Here is a 16,458-nt window from a genome sequence, read left to right on the forward strand (position 1 = left end):
CGAGACGCATCCGCAACGCTCCGTAGCGCACGTTCCGGCCCCCTGGCCCGTCACAGTCACAGATGTCGACGTCAACAGGTCAAGGGGGCACGGACGATGGACCGATACCGAACACGCAGGCTGCGCGCCGCTCTGCTCGCGCTCACCGCGGCGGGCAGCCTGCTGCTCACGGGGTGCGGGGCCGGCGGCCAGGGCGACTCGTCGGACAGAGGCGGCCCGAGGGAGGCCAACGGCTTCCCCGCCCCCGACCGCAACCGGGACTCCGACACCTCGGAACAGCGCGACGACCAGGACTCCCGTGAGTTCGCCCCGGCCCCCGACTACCTCTCCACCTTCGCCCTCGACGTGGACACCGCCTCCTACGGCTACGCCCGCCGCACCCTCGCCGAGGGCCGGCTGCCCGACCCGTCGACGGTCCGCCCCGAGGAGTTCGTCAACAGCTTCCGCCAGGACTACGACCGCCCCGACGGCAACGGCTTCACGGTCACCGTCGACGGCGCCCGCACCGACGAGGACGACTGGTCCCTGGTCCGCGTCGGCCTCGCCACCCGCCCCGCCGACGGGGAGACCGGTGAACGCCCGCCCGCCGCCCTCACCTTCGTCATCGACATCTCCGGCTCCATGAGCGAACCGGGCCGCCTCGACCTCGCCCAGAAGTCGCTCGGCGTGATGACGGACCGGCTGCGCGACGACGACTCGGTCGCGATCGTCACCTTCAGCGAGAAGGCCGAGACCGTCCTGCCCATGACCCGCCTGGACGGCAACCGAGGCCAGATCCACGACGCGATCGACAGCCTGGAGCCGACGTACTCCACCAACCTCGGCGCCGGCGTCGAAACCGGCTACTCCACGGCCGTGGAGGGCCTGCGCGAGGGCGCCACCAACCGCGTCGTCCTCGTCTCCGACGCCCTCGCCAACACCGGCGACACCGACGCCGACACCATCCTCGAACGCATCGAGGGCGCCCGCCGCGAACACGGCATCACCCTGTTCGGCGTCGGCGTGGGCAGCGACTACGGCGACGCCCTGATGGAACGCCTCGCCGACAAGGGCGACGGCCACACCGTCTACGTCTCCGGCGAGGAGGACGCCCGCGAGGTGTTCAGCGAACAGCTCCCGCGGAACATCGACCTCACCGCCCGCGACGCCAAGGCCCAGGTCGCCTTCGACCCCGAGACCGTCTCCGACTTCCGCCTCATCGGCTACGACAACCGCCGGGTCGCCGACGAGGACTTCCGCGACGACACGGTCGACGGCGGCGAGGTCGGCCCCGGCCACACGGTCACCGCCCTCTACGCCGTCCGCACCAAACCCGGCACCGACGGCCACCTCGCCACGGCGAGCGTCCGCTGGCTGGACCCCAGGACCCGCACCCCGCACGAGGAGTCCGGCCAACTGGAGACCGACTCACTCCGGGACGGCGTCTGGAACACCGGCCCCCGATTCCAGGTCACCGCGACGGCCGCCTACTTCGCCGACGCCCTGCGCCACACGTCCCTGCCCGGCACGCCGTCCCTCGGCGAACTCGCCGAACGCGCCGACAAGTTGGCGTACACCACCGAGGACAAGGCGGTACGCCAACTCGCCGAGGCCATCCACCAGGCGAACCGCCTACGCGGTCACGACTGACCGCACACCGAAGGCAACGTCCGCGCGAGCCCCTTCAGATGCAGCGGATCCAGCTCATGGCCGTACGCCGACCACACGGCGGCGACCGACAACCGCGCCCCGCACGACGACGAGGCCCGCACCCCCTCGGTCTCCCACAAGGCCTCCAACAACCGGGTGGTGATCAGGTCGAGCGCCGGCCGGACCTCCGTGTCGAGGTCCGGCCGCTCGGCCGGCCGCTCCTCGGGGTGCGCGTCCCACCACGCGTACAGCCCGCGCTGCACCAGCTTGTTGGCCTCGATCTGATCCCGGAACACGGCCATGACCGCCTCCGGATCCAGTCCGAGCCCGACGGCCCGGGCGGCGACGTCATCGAGGATCTTCTGCTCCCGGGCGGGATCGTCGATCGGCCGGTCGGTGCCGTACTTGGCGGCGGCCACCTTGTCGGCGATCAGCAGCCGCTCGGCGAACAGCTCGGTCAGCGGCGCGAGCCCGCCCGCGACAGCAGGCGCGGGAACGGCCGCCGGCCCCTGCGCAACGGCGGGCGCGGCACCGGCACCGGAGAGCAGTACGACGGCGGAGACGGCCACCAAGGCGGACCGCATACGTCGGATACGCACAGGACGTGTCCTTTCGCGTGGGGGGTGCCAACACCGTACCGACGCACACAAGTTCACCTCGCACCGCCCCATTGACCTTCCGCTGACAGCCGCCGCCACCCTCGTCCCGCCCTTGCGGCCCCGCCCCGGCACGGTCGGCGTCCCGGTCCCCGGCACGGCGGTCCGCATCGCCGACGACGGCGAGATCCTCGTCAAGGGCGGCATCGTCTTCGGCTCGTACTGGCACAACCCGGCCGCCAGCGACGCCGTACTCCAGGACGAGTGGTTCGCGACGGGCGACCTCGGCGCCCTCGACGAGGACGGCTACCTCACCATCACCGGCCGCAAGAAGGACCTCCTGGTCACCTCCGGCGGCAAGAACGTCTCCCCGGCCGTCCTGGAGGACCGTCTGCGCAGCCGCCCGCCCGTCGGCCAGTGCATCGTCGTCGGCGACAACCGCCCCTTCGTCGCCGCCCTGATCACCCTCGACCCCGACGCGGTGGCCCACTGGCTGGCGGTCCGCAAGCTCCCCGCCGAGACCCCGATGTCCGAGGTCGTACGGGACCCGCGGATGCGCGCCGACGTCCAGAAGGCCGTGGACTACGCCAACGAGGCCGTCTCCCGGGCCGAGTCGATCCGCGCGTTCGCCCTGGTCGAGGGCGAGTTCAACGAGGACAACGGCCTGCTCACCCCGTCCCTGAAGGTCAAGCGGCACGCGGTGACGGCGGCGTACGCGGACGAGATCGAGGCACTGTACCGACGCTGACGCGCAACGAAACGGCGGGTCACCGGAGAACCGGTGACCCGCCGTGACGGAGCCGAAGGCTCAGCCGTTGCTCGTGCCGTTGGCGGACAGGACGGGGATGTCGTTCAGGATGTGCGACAGCGGCTCGTCGCCCTTGGCCTGGGTGGAGTTCTCGACACACTCCTGGTTCTGCGGAGCGGACAGAACGGGGATGTCCTGGACGCTGACCGGTACGAGGCCGGCGATCGAGCCGGGGTTGAGCTTGGCCGGCATACCCACGCAGGGCTTGTTCAACGAACCCTGGACCAGCGACAGCTGCGGGCTCATGTCGCCTTGTGTGGTCGAGTTGCCGAAGGCCTGCGTGGCACCGGTGCCGCTGGCGGAGGTCGTACCACTGTCGTCGCCGATCGCCAGAGCCTGCGGCGCGGCCGCGGCCGACATACCGGCAACGGAAGCAGCGATGGCCGCGGTTGCCCACAGCTTCTTCATGTTGATTCCCTTCGGAACGCGGACTCCGCTTCGGAGCTGCGCGGTGATCAGTTATGTGATCCGTGACGGGGTGCACCGGGGAGCCGGTGACCCGCCGAGGCCGAGCCGAAGGCTCAGCCGTTGTTCGTGCCGTTGCCGGACAGGACGGGGATGTCCTCCAGAAGGTGCGACAGCGGCTCGTCGCCCTTGGCCTGGGTGGAGTTCTCGACGCACTGCTGGCTCTGCGGAGCGGACAGAACGGGGATGTCCTGAACGGCGACCGGTACGAGGCCGACGATCGAGCCGGGGTTGAGCTTGGCCGGCATACCCACGCAGGGCTTGTTCAACGAACCCTGGACGAGGGCCATCTGCGGGCTCATGCTGCCGTACGTGGAGGAGTTGCCGAAGCTCTGCGCGGCACCGACGCCGCTGGTGGACGTCGTGCCAGTGTCGTCGCCGATCGCCAGAGCCTGCGGCGCGGCAGCAGCCGAGGCACCGACAACGGAAGCGGCGACCGCCGCAGTGGCCATAACCTTCTTGATCACTTACTGGTCCCTTCTGGAGAATCCCCGTCCATGAGCGCCCTGGATCAACTGCGTCGGTCACCCGAAGTTCCTGCACTTCACCCCGATGGCCCAAGCGGCGAAGTGAACTGCATGCAGGGCGATTCGGGTGAATTCCCGCGGGAGGTACGTTCCGTGGTTCCCTCGGCTGTCTATTCCTCGTTTACAGCCTGCAGGTCATGGTGCGAGCCGTTCCAGCTGTGCTCGCTCGGTTTCGGCCGCCATGTGAGGCATGACCGCAAAGAAGGGAATGCGCGTGAAGCACAAGAAGAGCGCTGCTGTCGTCGCCGGTGCAATCATGGCCCTGGGGATGGCCTCCCCGGCCTTCGCGGACACCGGGGCCCAGGGCACCGCCACCGGCTCCCAGGGTGTCCTGTCGGGCAATGTCATCCAGGTCCCCGTCCACGTTCCCGCCAACGTGTGCGGCACCAGCCTCGACGTCCTCGGCCTGCTGAACCCCGTGTTCGGCAACGCCTGCGTCAACGGCTGACGCGGCGCACCGGTCGCTCAGCTGTGTCACAGCCGGCCTCGGACCGTTCTTTTTACGGTTCCAAGGCCGGCTTTGCCGCGTCGTCGGGCATGCAGAGGGCGAGTGAGTGACAGGCACTCCTGCCTCAGGGCCGCGATCAGCAGCCGTACCGGGAGATCACCCCATCGGCGGCACAACCCGGCCCTTCGCTGCGCGTTGATCCAGGCACGGGTGTCCGCCCGGTGTTTGTGTCAATCCCCAAGGAGCACTTTTCCATGTCTCGTATTGCGAAGGGCCTGGCCCTGTCTTCCATCGCCGCTGCAGCCGTGGCGGGCACCGCCGGTATCGCCGCTGCCGACACCGGCGCGCTGGGTTCCGCCACCCAGTCCGCTGGTGTCCTGTCGGGCAACGTCCTGCAGGCCCCGCTCCACGTCCCGGCCAACGTATGCGGCGACAGCGTCGACGTCATCGGTCTGCTGAACCCGGCGTTCGGCAGCGTCTGCGCCAACGCCTGAGGCTTTTCGCCGCCCGTTCCGGCCGCCCTCCCCGCAGCGGAGGGCGGCCGACTCATGCCGCCCCCGGCCCAGCCCCGTTCCCCGCCCCGTCCGGCTTCCTGAACGGGGGGACCGGCCCGCAGACGCGGACCAGTCGCCTTACCAGGGACAACGTCGACCACATGGGCACAGGAACGTTACGGTGCGCATTCGATGAGTTGCAGGTCGTGTTCACCCGTTTCGCGGTGAACACAAGATCGGCCGGAATTGAGCAGGAGTGGCGCCTGAGGCGAAGCAGTCAGCCATTCCAGCCGTCGTGCCGGCCCGCTGGGCCGGCACGACGTTGTGTTCACGGCCTTTCAGAGGATTAATTTCCCGCGCACGGGTTTCCACTGAGACCGGGGCTCGTTAGCCAGGAAGGAGTTGCCGAAGAAAGGAACAGCATGAAGTCGCTGAAGGCTGCCGCTGTCGTTGCGGGGTCGATGGTCATCGTCGGCGTTGCCGCGCCCGCATTCGCCAACGACGCCTCGGATTTCACGGCCACCAGCCTCAACGGTGGCCTCGACACCGTCACCAGCCGGGCGGGCCAGGACCTGCTCGACGTTCAGCCGCTGCACACGGACATGCTCGACACGGAGAACAAGAACTCCCTGGTCGGCGCAGGGCAGCACGCGGTGGACAACGCCAACGAGGTCGGCCTGCCCGGTGGGCTTCTCGGTGGGCTTCCGCTCCAGAAGTAAGCGGCCGGATGCGCTCCGGCCCGTCGTTAGGACTCCGCGATGACCTCAACCTCAAGTGAAACACGCCCATTTACACCTGCCGGTCTCGGAACTCTCGCCGTCGTCGCCTGGAGCGGTGAAGCGCCCGACGGCGACATGCCTTATCTGCTGGCCTACTCCCTCGGCGACGGCGAAGGCGGTCCCGAGGCATCCGTGGTTGCTGTCGAGCAGTTGCTGCGAACCAGCGGCCTGCCCATCGGCGAGGGGCTCGTCGACGGCGCCGGCCGACCGAGTCTGCCGATCCGACTCCTTGTGGAGGCGGGCCAGGCGATGGTCAGCATGCCGCGCTTCAACGCCCAGTGCACCGTGCCGCCGGAATGGCTGGCCGCGGTCGGCGAACGTGGGTTTGCCTACCTCGTGTTCACGACGCGTCCCTGGCCCGAGGCAGCGCCGGGCCGCCCCGTCGAACCGGACGCCCTGGCCTCCTTCGCGGGCGACGAGGAGACGCTGAAGAGGGCGGCGCATGTCCTGCTGCCCGTGCGCAACCTGCGCGGCTGACGCACAGCAGGTCAGCAGGCGCCTCTCGGGGCGGTCGCCGACCTGCTGTGACGAACTGTCGCGAGGTCAGGAGGTGCTGTGCGTGATGGAGGACGCCGCCCCGCTGCTGTTGACCGTCAGATGCGTGGCGGTGTAGTGGGCGACGCCGTCGGCGTCGAAGCCCGAGGTGACGACGTCCGACGAGGCGCCGAAGGCCGTGGCGCTCCGGTCCGAGCTCACGTAGTACGGGCCTGCCAGACCTGAGTGGAGCGGGAGGTCCCGGTTCTCGAGGAAGCCGCTCATCACGTTGCTGCTCGTTGCTCCCGCGGCGGTGGCGGAAGCCGTCCCCTCGTGGTAAGCCGGGCCCTCGGCGGCGAAGGCGGCCTGCCCCAGGCCGATGGTCAGCGGCACACCGAGAAGGAGTGTCGCTGCTGCCTTGGTGACCTTGCGCATTTCTGTTTCACCTCTCTGTGGAGGGCCGCCTCATTTTTTGAGTGATGATGGCCCTGCGAAAAAGAGAAGCATGTAGGTGTATTGAGGTGGCCACGCGAATCGCTGATGTCACTCCACTACAGCAACAATATGATCCGATAGCGCGATTGACAGGGAGCGCCGGTCGGGTTATTGGGCCAGGGGATGCGACCGGCGGTGCAGAATGGCGGCCCCGGGCGGGACGGGTCTGCACCGTCAGCGTTTCGAGGCGCCACCGGAGACGTGCGGCGTCTGCGACTGGTGCACGTGGATACGCCCCTTGCCGGCTGCCTTGGCCGCGTACATGGCGAGATCTGCCTGATGCAGGAGCTCCTCCGGTGAGATTCCCGGGACGGCCACCGCCATGCCGATGGAGGCCGAGACCACGGCGTCCGTGCTGCCGATCCGGTACGGCTTCGTCAGAGCGGACAGGATCCTCGCGGCGACTTCCCCGGCACTCGAGGGGTGCGTCCCCGGCTTCCATTCCAGCAGGGCCGCGAACTCGTCGCCGCCGAGGCGGGCGACAGTGTCCCCCGCCCGCACGGACGACTGGAGCCGACGCGCCGCGTGGGCCAGGAGTGCGTCGCCTGTCGCATGTCCGGCGGAGTCGTTGACGGCCTTGAAACCGTCCAGGTCCACGAAGAGCAGCACAGGTGGGGCCACGTCAGTGCTCCGCTTCTGCAGGGCATGGGCAACCCTGTCTGCGAACAGGGCACCGTTGGGGAGACCAGTCAGCGCGTCGTGGAAGGCATGGTGCTCCAGTTGCGCCTGGAGCGCCACCTGCGCGCTCACATCGCGACAGATGAAGATCATTCCCTCGGGATGGCGGCTGATGGTCGATTCGACATGGCGCCAACGTCCGTCGGCGGTTCGCAGCCGCCAGGACACGCGGTGGCCCGCTCTGCCGGTATCTGATTCAGCCTGCTGCAGCGTCTGGACGGCTTGCAGCAAGGTCGCCAGGTCGTCCGGATGGCAGAACTCGGGCAGGCGAGCGCCCATCAGTTCTTCGGGCCGATAGCCGAAAACCGGGTGGACCGCCGGACTGACGTAGAGCACCACCCCGTCCCGACTGATGATGGTGATCACGTCAAGTGTGCCGTCGACCAGTGTGCGGTAGTGGGCTTCACGGGCCGCGGCCTCCTGTGCGATCCGCAGGTGGTCGGCGTGGGTGACGCCCTGGCGGGCGGCGAGCGCGAGAAGCACGGAGCCGGCCAGGCCTGCCATCACGATGTCCATGGAGCCACCGGTGACGGCGTGGGCTGCGATGGCCAAAGCGCAGACGACCATGGGCACAAACGCTGCCACCACCCCGATGACGGGCATGGTCCGCTGGTCGAGTCCCACATCGTCGGTGCTCCCCGGCAGCCACGGCGCGACAGCGACGAGGGACAGTCCGGTGATCGAGCAGGCTGCCGGGAGGGGGACCCCGTACCAGATGCCCGGCCCTGACAAGAGGACGCGGAGCACGTCGCCCGCGAACAGGACGGCGAGAGCCAGGACGCTCGCTGTGGTGGCCGTGTGCTCAGCGCGCTTCGGACAGCAGCGCAGGGCGACGAGGAGCCCCAGGAGCAGAACGTCCGTCACGACGCGTGCGAGACCGAGCAGCGAGGCCGACATGTCACCGGCTTGGTCGGCACGATGCTGGAGGAGGATCCACCCCAGGGTGAGCAGGGAGCCCGCGATCAGCCAGCCGTCCAGCAGCCGTCGTAGCCGGGTCAGGGTCGTTCCGTTGTCCGCAGCCGCCATCACCAGCGCGACGACGGCGATCCCCAGACATGCGGCGATCCCGGCACCCGCCAGCGGACGAACCACGGACTGGACGAACCCGGCGGAGCGCGCACCGGAGCCGATCTGACTGACGAGGAGGTGGTGGAGGCCACCCGCCGCAGCCGAAGCGGCGAGCAGCGTGAAACGAAGACGCACCTTCCCCGGGGCCGTCCGGGCCCGGGCAAGGAGGGACAGGGTGGTCCCGCAGTGCGCAGCCGGCACCCCTACGCCCTCCGGCACGAGTACGGCTGCCGTCACACCCGCTCCGGCGGCGACGACCAGAGCGGGGCCCCTGCACAGGGTCTTGCCCATCCATGCGAGAGGTAGGTGGCTGTCGTGAGTGGTGCGAAGAGAACGGGCTCGGCCGGCCCACCCGTGGATCATGCGAACCCCCGACGAATGATCGAACTCATAAGGGCAGCCGCAAGGACGTACGGGACTGCGCGAGCGGAAACAAGAGGTCAGGAGGATCTTCTCGCAAGCTGCATGACTGACTGTAGTGATCTTCACCTGAAATAATGACAGCTCATCCGATTGGGGATGCAGGCGTCTATGAACTGGTAAAGAGGATGTATTGCCTACCGGCAACCTGTGTGTCGTACTGACGCCATGACGAATCGTTTCCGGTGCCCCCACCTGGGTGCGGACCGGTCGGCGTAGGAAAGCAACGCCCCGGATCACTGGAACCCGGGGCGTTGCCGACTGGAGGGCTTGTCGGCATCTCGCTGCCGAGGCCCACCTTCACAGGACCTCGACGCGCTCCCCCCGGCAGCGGTTGCGGGTGTCGAGGACGTAGGCCGCGGTCTGCTCGACGAGGGAGTAGTCGAAAGCGTCGTGGTCGGTGGCCACGACGACCACGTCCGCCGCCCGGATCTCCGCCTCGGTGAGCTCCACGCAGGTGATGTCGGGGGGCAGCAGATGGGAGTCCGTGTGTGGTTCCACCGCGAGGACGTGGGCGCCGAGCTTGCGCAGCGACTGGGCGAGCATGATGGCCGGCGACTCCCGGATGTCTCCGGTGTTCTTCTTGTAGGCCAGGCCGAGTTGCAGGACCCGGGACCCCTTGACCGACTTGGCGCGTTCGTTCAGTCCCCGGGTGATCCGCGAGGTGACGTAGGCGGGCATCTGGTCGTTCATCTCATTGGCCAGCGAGATGAACCGGACGTCCTGCCGCAGCAGCCGCTTGACCTGCCAGGACAGATACGAAGGATCGACCGGAAGGCAGTGCCCGCCCACGCCTGGGCCGGGCGTGAAGGGCATGAAGCCGAACGGTTTGGTGGCGGCGGCCTCGACGGCCTCCCAGACGTCGGCCCCCAACTCCCGTGAGATCATCGCCATCTCGTTGACCATGGCGATGTTGACGTGCCGGAAGGTGTTCTCCAGCAGCTTTGTCAGTTCGGCAGTGCGGCATGAACTGACCGGCACCGTGCGTTCCACGATGCGCGCGTAGAAACGCTCGATGCTGCGCAGCGACGCGGCGTCGATGCCGGAGGTCACCTTCGGTGTGTTCTCGAGATGCCAGTCGGGATTGCCGGGGTCGATGCGCTCGGGGCTGTAACCGAGGTGGAAGTCCACGCCCGCCTTCTTCGCACTGCCCTCCTCCAGCAGCGGCCGCAGCAGGTATTCGGTGGTCCCCGGGTACGTGGTGGACTCCAGGACGACGGTGGCGCCGTCCGTGATGTGCGGGGCGATGCTTCGGCCCGCGCTTTCCACGAAACTCAGATCAGGCACGCCGTCGCGCAGCGGGGTGGGCACGGTGATCACGCAGACGTTGAAGTCGGCGATCCGGTCGTAGTCGGTGGTGGCCTGGTAACGGCCGCTGTCCAGCGCGGCCACCAGGCGTGCGCCGTCGACGCCTTCGATATAGGAATCGCCTGAGATCAAGCGCTTCACGCGCAGTTCATCGGTGTCCACGCCGACCACGCAGAAACCGGCCTCCACAGCTCGCACAGCGAGGGGGAGTCCCACATATCCCTGACCGACGACAATCAGTTTCTCTTGCTCGTACGGGTCGTGCGCCATCATCACCGTGGCCTCCCGGGCAGTAGTCTTCTCCAGGACAATTGAGGCACATGCGATGCGCAGTCTTCCTATTGTCGCGGCATGTCTCCCCCGCGTCACTCCAATCGAGTATCAAATGGGAGGTCGAGACAACTGGAGGGCGTGCCGATGTTTCAATTGCCGTGATTTCTCCCATAGGTGAGTGTTGGGCTCGGCGCGACGATCGAGCTCCGTGGGAGCTGTCCGACATCCACCCACCGAACCGGAGTAGCCCGCATGGATCGTTGTTCGAAATACCTGGTCACCGGTGGAGCCGGCTTCATCGGCTCACACCTCGTGGACGCTCTGTTGGCCGAAGGAAAGGAAGTGGTGGCCCTCGACAACCTCGCCACCGGGCGAATGTCCAACCTTGCCCGGGCGCAGGAGAATTCGCGCTTCCGTTTCGTCCACGGCTCCGTTCTGGACGAACTCCTCGTCGATGAGTTGGCGCGTGAGTGTGGCGCCGTAGTCCATCTGGCCGCCGCCGTCGGGGTCAAACTCATCGTCGAGCAACCTCTGAAATCTTTCATCACGAACATCAGAGGCACGGAGACGGTACTGGAGTCGGCTCAGCGCTACTCGCTCAGAGTTCTGGTGGCCAGCACCTCGGAGATCTACGGCAAGAACTCTTCGGGACCGCTCAGCGAAACCTCCGACCGAATCCTGGGCAGCCCTTCAGTGGTCCGTTGGTCGTACAGCACGGCGAAGGCGGTCGACGAGATCCTCACGGGGCTCTATCACCGCGAACGGGGTTTGAAGGCGACGATCGTCCGGTTCTTCAACACGGTCGGCCCTCGGCAGAGCCCGTCCTACGGGATGGTCATTCCGCGCTTTGCCCGGCAGGCGGTGCGCGGAGAGCCTCTCACGGTCCATGCGACCGGTCGGCAGAGGCGCTGTTTTCTCCATGTTGCGGACGCGGTCAGCGCACTGCTGCTCCTGTTGGAGCACCCTGAGGCGGACGGTGCGACCTTCAATGTCGGTTCCTCCGAAGAGATCAGCGTCCGCGAACTCGCCGAGCGTGTCATCGCCCAGTCGGGGAGTGCCTCCCCGGTGGAATACATCCCGTACGCCGAGGCATACGGAGCGGGCTTCGAAGACATGCAACGCAGAGTCCCGGACACCACCAGACTTCGCGAACTGACGGGGTGGCAGCCTCGCCACGACCTCACGGACGTACTCACCGACGCCATCGCGGACGCACGTGGCGAGATGAGCCGGACGACGTCGACCAGTGTGCCGGCTGGCCGGGACGAACGTCTTCCCTCGGCCACCGTGCCGGCCGCGGCGACGGCGGGCAGCGCGAGCGTCGTCGGAACCGCACTGGCGGGCCCATGTCAGGGCTGAGCCCCTTCGCGACGACAATGGCGGTCGGTTGTGTGGCCCTGTCGCTCGGGGTGCTGCTGACGGAGCCGCTGCGGCGTTTCGCCCTGCGTCGCGGCATCACCGATCGCCCCGACGGCCGCAAGGGCCATGCCCGGCCGACTCCGTACCTCGGCGGGATCGCGGTCGCGGTCGTGACGATCGGCGCCGGAGCCGGCGCGGCGTTCGCCGGCGGCTTCGGGAACCCAGGCCTCGCGGTACTGCTCGGGGGTGCCGCGATCATGGCGGTCCTGGGGCTCGTCGACGACCTGCGCCCGCTGGGGCCCGCGCCGCGGTTGGGCGTGGAGGCGGCGGCGGCTTCGGTCGTCGTCCTCGTCGGCGGACATCCAACGGTCTTCGGCGGCGTGTTCGACGCCGTCCTCGCCGTCCTGTGGATCGTCTTCACGACCAACGCCTTCAACCTGCTGGACAACATGGACGGAGCGGCTTCGTCGGTATGTGCCGCCATCGGCGGATTCCTGTGCTGGCATGCCTGGTCGAGCGGACAGGGCGGGCTGGGAGTGGTCCTCGCGGCTCTTTCCGGCGCCAGTCTGGGGTTCCTCTTCCACAACTGGCACCCGGCACGGATCTTCCTCGGTGACTCCGGGTCCCTCTTCATCGGCTTCACCCTGGCGTCCGCGTCGGTCGTGCTCCACCAGGACGCGGCCGGCCTCTCCGTACCCGCCGGGCTGCTGGTCACGACGTTGGTGGTGACCCTGGACACTGCGCTCGTCATGCTGTCCCGCTACCGGGAGGCGCGGCCACTGCTGCAGGGGGGACTGGACCATGCGGCTCACCGGCTGCGCCGGATGGGGCTGACGGTCCGCCAGACTGTCATGGTGCTCGGTACTTTTGCGGCCCTGGGGGGTCTGTCCGGCGCGCTGTTGGCATGGGGCGTCCTGCCGTCGGGCGGTCTGCTCCTGGCCGCCGTCGTGGTCGGTGTCACCACGGTGGCGCTGTTGCTCAGAGTTCCGTCCGTTCCCGGTCCGGCTCCGTCGGCGGCGCCTGTGGGTGAGGACGGGCACCCGGCCGTCCGGCTCTCCGTGGGGCGGCAGATGGTCGGTCAGACGGCTGGAGTGGCTGAGGGCCTGCGGAGCAAGGAACCCGGCCCTCTCCATGAGTCCGGCGCGGCCGGCTGATCGGACCGACACCCGCGTGCCGGTTGCCGCCCACGCTCGGCTCCAGGAACGTACCCCACGCTTCCGCTGGTCCTATCCAGTGAGCATCGGCGGGGCGGATGGCTGGGGAGCCGGTAGGAGGCGATGCTTCGTTGACATCCGGTTCATGCGCCGCTTCTGGCGGTCTACCAGGGGTGATCCGGTCGTTCTTGTGTTCGAGCCGATTGCGGATGGAGCGATACTGTGATGCGCATCGTCCGGGTGAGCTACCGGGTTCCTCCCATGCCAGGTGGAATGGAGCGTCACGTCGAATGCCTGACGCGTGAGCAGGTCGCTCACGGGCACCGGGTGACCATGGCGTTCCGCCACGGCTCGGTGGTCCCGCAGGGGGTCGTGCGACTGCCACTGCGCGGCGAGGCACTGTCGCGGACGCTGGCGCGGGTGTCGGACCGGATGGCGTTCGCGGCGGAGGCCGGTGCCGCCATCCGGCGCCTCTGCGGCGATCCGCATGCGCACGGAGTCGATCTGGTGCATCTGCACGGTGATCATGTCGAGGCTCTGGTGCTCGGCCCCGTGTGCCGACACCTCCGTGTCCCGCTGTTCCTGACCGTCCACGCTTCCTTGACCCATCGTCATCCCTACCTGCAACGGCGGGCCTTCAGGGATGTGAGGGCGTTCGTCGCTCTCGGATCGGCCACAGCGGCGGACCTCGTCGCACGCGGTGTGGACGAACGGCGTGTCCTCACCATGTCGAGCGGCCTGGAGCTGTCCGCGATGCCGCCTCCGGCCGAGACGGCGCCCCGCGAGCGCGGCCTGATCGTGAGTGTCGGCGCGCTGAATCCGATGAAGAACCACGCTCTGCTCATCGAGGCGTTCGATGAACTGGCCCGTATTCGGCCGTGGTTGCGCCTGGTCATCGCCGGGGACGGGCCCGAGCGGGACCGGCTGGCCCGGATGGCTGCGGTCCGGCCGGGAGTGGAGCTGGCCGGTCCTCTTTCCCGGGCGGAGGTCTACGCGCTCGTGCGGAGGGCAGAGGCCTTCGTACTCGCCTCGCGGCGGCTTCCGGACAAGGGGGAAGGCGTGCCAACCGCAGCGCTGGAGGCACTCGCCCTGGGTGCCCCCGTCGTGGTGTCGTCGGACGCCTCGCTCGATCCGGTGGTCACTGATCGTGAAGCGTGGAGGGCGTTCGAGTCCGGGTCGAAGACCGATCTCGTGTGTGTACTGGGCGCCTTGCTGGACGACGAACCGGCCCGTCGGAAGATGAGCGCCCTCGGGACGAGCGCCGCTTCGGCGCTGAACTGGCCACGGGTCGCGGAGCGTGTCGATGACTGGTACCGCGTGCAACTGCGGCAGCGGTACTCCGCCACCTGACCCACGCTGAACAGGAGCAAGGGATTGCCGACGACGATTCATGGCATGGTGCGGATGGCCTGGGAGCACCCCGCCAACCGGGGGCGCCGGGCCAGGGCCCTGGCTTCCATGGCTGGGTGGCAGGCGTGGAAGCGACTGGTCCGGAGGCCACGCGACCTGTCGGTGTACGGCGGCATGTCATTCCGTGCCCACCGCGACAGTACGCAGCCGGGCCGCTTCCTCTATTTCGGCGGGCTTCCGGACTACGAGGAGATGACGTTCATGCAGCGTTATCTCCGTCCCGGAGACGGCTTCATCGACGGGGGCGCCAACGAAGGCATGTTCAGTCTGCTCGCGGCCCAACTCGTGGGGCCCAGCGGGGCGGTGCACGCGTTCGAGGCCGTACCCACGTACGTGAGGCGACTGCGGCACAACGTGCGCGCGAACTCCCTGGGGTGGGTGACGGTCCATGACATGGCCGTCGGAGCCGAGCCGGGCAGCGTTCGATTCGTCATCAACGGATCCGGTTCCCGACTCCGGACCGAGGCAGACCCTCTGGGGGCCGGTGTGCAGGTCGGGCTCGGTCGGCTTGACGACGTCCTCCCTGAGCGCCCCTATGCCATGGGAAAACTCGATGTCGAGGGCGCAGAGCACCTCGCGCTCAGCGGCGCCACCCGGCTGATCGCCCGTGGCGAGCCAGCGGTGTGGATGCTCGAACTCGTCGACAAGTTCCTCGACCGCTTCGGCTCGTCGTCGCGTGAGGTCCGGCAGTGGCTTCAGGACCACGGATACGACGTGGTGCTCTACGACCCGGCTCGCAACGTGCTCGTGCCGGCCCCGGAAACGCCTACTTCGGGTCCCGACGTTCTCGCCGTGCACCGTCGATGCCGCCAGTTGGTCCAGGCGCGGCTCAACGGTCAGGCCTGACGGAGCACCTTGAGCCACTACGCCGGGCAGGCGACGGCCGAACAAGCGAACCTGAAACGCCGTCACCCCTCCTGACCAGCTGATCAGCCCGTGCGGTCAGCACCTTCCTCGCGTGTTGAAAACAGGCACATAGTGCATAAACGTTCAAAATGTGCTGATTGCTCACTGATGACGCCCGCGACCGAGTGGCGTGGCAGGGGCATGCGACGAAAGGAAGCGCTCCATGGGTACAGCTCGACATGTGAAACACGCCGTCGTGACGGGAGCAGCGGGCTTCATCGGCTCGCACCTTGTGGAGTCCCTGCTGCGGCAGGGGGTCACCGTGCTCGGCGTCGACCGGCGTTCGCCCGGCGACAACGCCATCGCGGCCGAAAACCTCGGCGGTGTGTTGGGTCATCCAGGATTTCGGCTGGTGCAGGGTGACTTGGTCACGGATGAACTCAAGCCCTGGGTGGACGGTGCGGACACCGTCTTCCATCTCGCCGCCGTACCGGGGGTCCGACCGTCGTGGGGGGACACCTTCGGTGAGTATCTCGCATGCAACGTGCTGGCGACACAGCGGTTGCTGAACACCTGTGTCTCGCTCGGCGTCGAGCGGTTGGTCCTGGCGTCCTCCTCCAGCGTGTACGGCGACTGCACCGGGCCCCTGCGTGAGGACGGCGTGACTGCTCCCCAGTCGCCGTACGGGGTCACCAAACTCGCCGCCGAACGTCTCGCCCTCGCCTACGCACTGGCGCCGGACAGCCCCATCAGTGTGGTGGCGCTGCGCTACTTCACGGTGTACGGCCCACGGCAGCGGCCGGACATGGCCATCGGGCGCATGCTCCGCGGGGTGCTGACCGGTACGCCGCTGCACCTGTACGGGGACGGCCACCAGCGCAGGGACTTCACCTTCGTCGCGGACGCCGTCGCGGCCACCGTTGCCGCTGCGACCGCGGAGGCGACCGCGGAAGCGGTCAACGTCGGTGGCGGCGACAGCGTCTCGGTGCTCGATGTCCTGCGCCGGGTCGGCGAAATCACCGGGGCGGAGGTCCCAGTGCTCGACGGCGCGTACCAGCCGGGAGATGTCCAGGTCACCGAAGCCGATCTGACGAAGGCCCGGACAGTGCTCGGCTACCGCCCCTCAGTCACGCTGACCGAAGGCATCGAGCACCACTGGAAATGGCTCAGCGCCCGTACCCCGACCGCCGACTCCCCAGTGACCGTGACCGAGTAGCGGCGAGAGAG

The 16,458-nt window shown here is 68.2% G+C and carries 16 protein-coding genes and 1 pseudogene; 11 read left to right on the plus strand and 6 right to left on the minus strand.

Annotated features, from left to right (window positions below):
- The first annotated feature begins 96 nt into the window (after positions 1-96).
- Entirely contained in the window at positions 97-1,629 is a 1,533-nt protein-coding gene (locus AQJ91_RS15840) for a vWA domain-containing protein (protein WP_067021457.1), read from the plus strand.
- Here the strand turns inward: AQJ91_RS15840 and aroQ are convergent.
- A complete protein-coding gene (gene aroQ, locus AQJ91_RS15845) occupies positions 1,620-2,213 on the minus strand; it encodes a gamma subclass chorismate mutase AroQ (RefSeq protein WP_067021459.1) in 594 nt (197 codons plus the stop codon). The genes AQJ91_RS15840 and aroQ overlap by 10 nt on opposite strands.
- 100 nt (positions 2,214-2,313) lie before the next feature.
- On the opposite strand from aroQ, the pseudogene AQJ91_RS15850 reads away from it, so the two are divergent.
- Positions 2,314-2,973, plus strand: a pseudogene (locus AQJ91_RS15850) (long-chain fatty acid--CoA ligase); the annotation flags it as partial.
- Between the two features lie 60 nt (positions 2,974-3,033).
- Here AQJ91_RS15850 and AQJ91_RS15855 read toward each other — a convergent pair.
- Positions 3,034-3,441 carry a rodlin gene (locus AQJ91_RS15855; protein WP_067021462.1) on the minus strand — a complete coding sequence of 136 codons (408 nt, stop codon included), beginning with the start codon at positions 3,439-3,441 and terminating at the stop codon, positions 3,034-3,036.
- 113 nt (positions 3,442-3,554) lie between these two features.
- Entirely contained in the window at positions 3,555-3,965 is a 411-nt protein-coding gene (locus AQJ91_RS15860; RefSeq protein ID WP_267891197.1) for a rodlin, read from the minus strand.
- A gap of 250 nt (positions 3,966-4,215) precedes the next feature.
- Between AQJ91_RS15860 and AQJ91_RS15865 the strand changes: the two genes are divergently transcribed.
- The 4 genes from AQJ91_RS15865 (at position 4,216) to AQJ91_RS15880 (ending at position 6,223) form a co-directional block, all read left to right on the plus strand.
- On the plus strand, positions 4,216-4,473 hold the full coding sequence (locus AQJ91_RS15865) for a chaplin (protein WP_079084944.1): 258 nt from the start codon (positions 4,216-4,218) through the stop codon (positions 4,471-4,473).
- Positions 4,474-4,727: 254 nt separating this feature from the next.
- Positions 4,728-4,967, plus strand: a complete 240-nt coding sequence (locus AQJ91_RS15870; RefSeq protein ID WP_067021466.1) for a chaplin — start codon at positions 4,728-4,730, stop codon at positions 4,965-4,967.
- A gap of 422 nt (positions 4,968-5,389) precedes the next feature.
- Complete coding sequence (locus tag AQJ91_RS15875; RefSeq protein ID WP_067021468.1) at positions 5,390-5,686, plus strand: hypothetical protein; 297 nt, start codon at positions 5,390-5,392, stop codon at positions 5,684-5,686.
- Positions 5,687-5,725: 39 nt separating this feature from the next.
- Positions 5,726-6,223 carry a DUF5949 family protein gene (locus tag AQJ91_RS15880; RefSeq protein ID WP_067021476.1) on the plus strand — a complete coding sequence of 166 codons (498 nt, stop codon included), beginning with the start codon at positions 5,726-5,728 and terminating at the stop codon, positions 6,221-6,223.
- Between the two features lie 66 nt (positions 6,224-6,289).
- Here the strand turns inward: AQJ91_RS15880 and AQJ91_RS15885 are convergent, their stop codons facing one another.
- The 3 genes from AQJ91_RS15885 to AQJ91_RS15895 all read right to left on the minus strand — a co-directional run bounded on the left by AQJ91_RS15885 (position 6,290) and on the right by AQJ91_RS15895 (position 10,462).
- Positions 6,290-6,655 carry a hypothetical protein gene (locus tag AQJ91_RS15885; RefSeq protein ID WP_067021478.1) on the minus strand — a complete coding sequence of 122 codons (366 nt, stop codon included), beginning with the start codon at positions 6,653-6,655 and terminating at the stop codon, positions 6,290-6,292.
- 234 nt (positions 6,656-6,889) lie between these two features.
- Complete coding sequence (locus AQJ91_RS15890) at positions 6,890-8,752, minus strand: diguanylate cyclase domain-containing protein (RefSeq protein ID WP_067021480.1); 1,863 nt, start codon at positions 8,750-8,752, stop codon at positions 6,890-6,892.
- 429 nt (positions 8,753-9,181) lie between these two features.
- Positions 9,182-10,462, minus strand: a complete 1,281-nt coding sequence (locus AQJ91_RS15895) for a nucleotide sugar dehydrogenase (protein WP_234382321.1) — start codon at positions 10,460-10,462, stop codon at positions 9,182-9,184.
- 252 nt (positions 10,463-10,714) lie between these two features.
- Here AQJ91_RS15895 and AQJ91_RS15900 point away from each other — a divergent pair, with 252 nt between their 5' ends.
- The 5 genes from AQJ91_RS15900 (at position 10,715) to AQJ91_RS15920 (ending at position 16,447) form a co-directional block, all read left to right on the plus strand.
- Positions 10,715-11,821, plus strand: a complete 1,107-nt coding sequence (locus AQJ91_RS15900) for an NAD-dependent epimerase/dehydratase family protein (RefSeq protein ID WP_067021481.1) — start codon at positions 10,715-10,717, stop codon at positions 11,819-11,821.
- A complete protein-coding gene (locus AQJ91_RS15905; protein WP_079084949.1) occupies positions 11,809-12,975 on the plus strand; it encodes a glycosyltransferase family 4 protein in 1,167 nt (388 codons plus the stop codon). Before AQJ91_RS15900 ends, AQJ91_RS15905 begins: the two co-directional genes overlap by 13 nt.
- Before the next feature lie 273 nt (positions 12,976-13,248).
- On the plus strand, positions 13,249-14,325 hold the full coding sequence (locus AQJ91_RS15910) for a glycosyltransferase family 4 protein (RefSeq protein WP_067021485.1): 1,077 nt from the start codon (positions 13,249-13,251) through the stop codon (positions 14,323-14,325).
- Between the two features lie 24 nt (positions 14,326-14,349).
- On the plus strand, positions 14,350-15,231 hold the full coding sequence (locus AQJ91_RS15915) for an FkbM family methyltransferase (protein WP_159054571.1): 882 nt from the start codon (positions 14,350-14,352) through the stop codon (positions 15,229-15,231).
- A 223-nt stretch (positions 15,232-15,454) separates the two neighbouring features.
- Positions 15,455-16,447, plus strand: a complete 993-nt coding sequence (locus AQJ91_RS15920; protein ID WP_067021491.1) for an NAD-dependent epimerase/dehydratase family protein — start codon at positions 15,455-15,457, stop codon at positions 16,445-16,447.
- Positions 16,448-16,458 lie beyond the last annotated feature (11 nt).

It is taken from the genome of Streptomyces dysideae, assembly GCF_001514305.1.
GTDB classification, from domain to species: Bacteria; Actinomycetota; Actinomycetes; order Streptomycetales; family Streptomycetaceae; genus Streptomyces; species Streptomyces dysideae.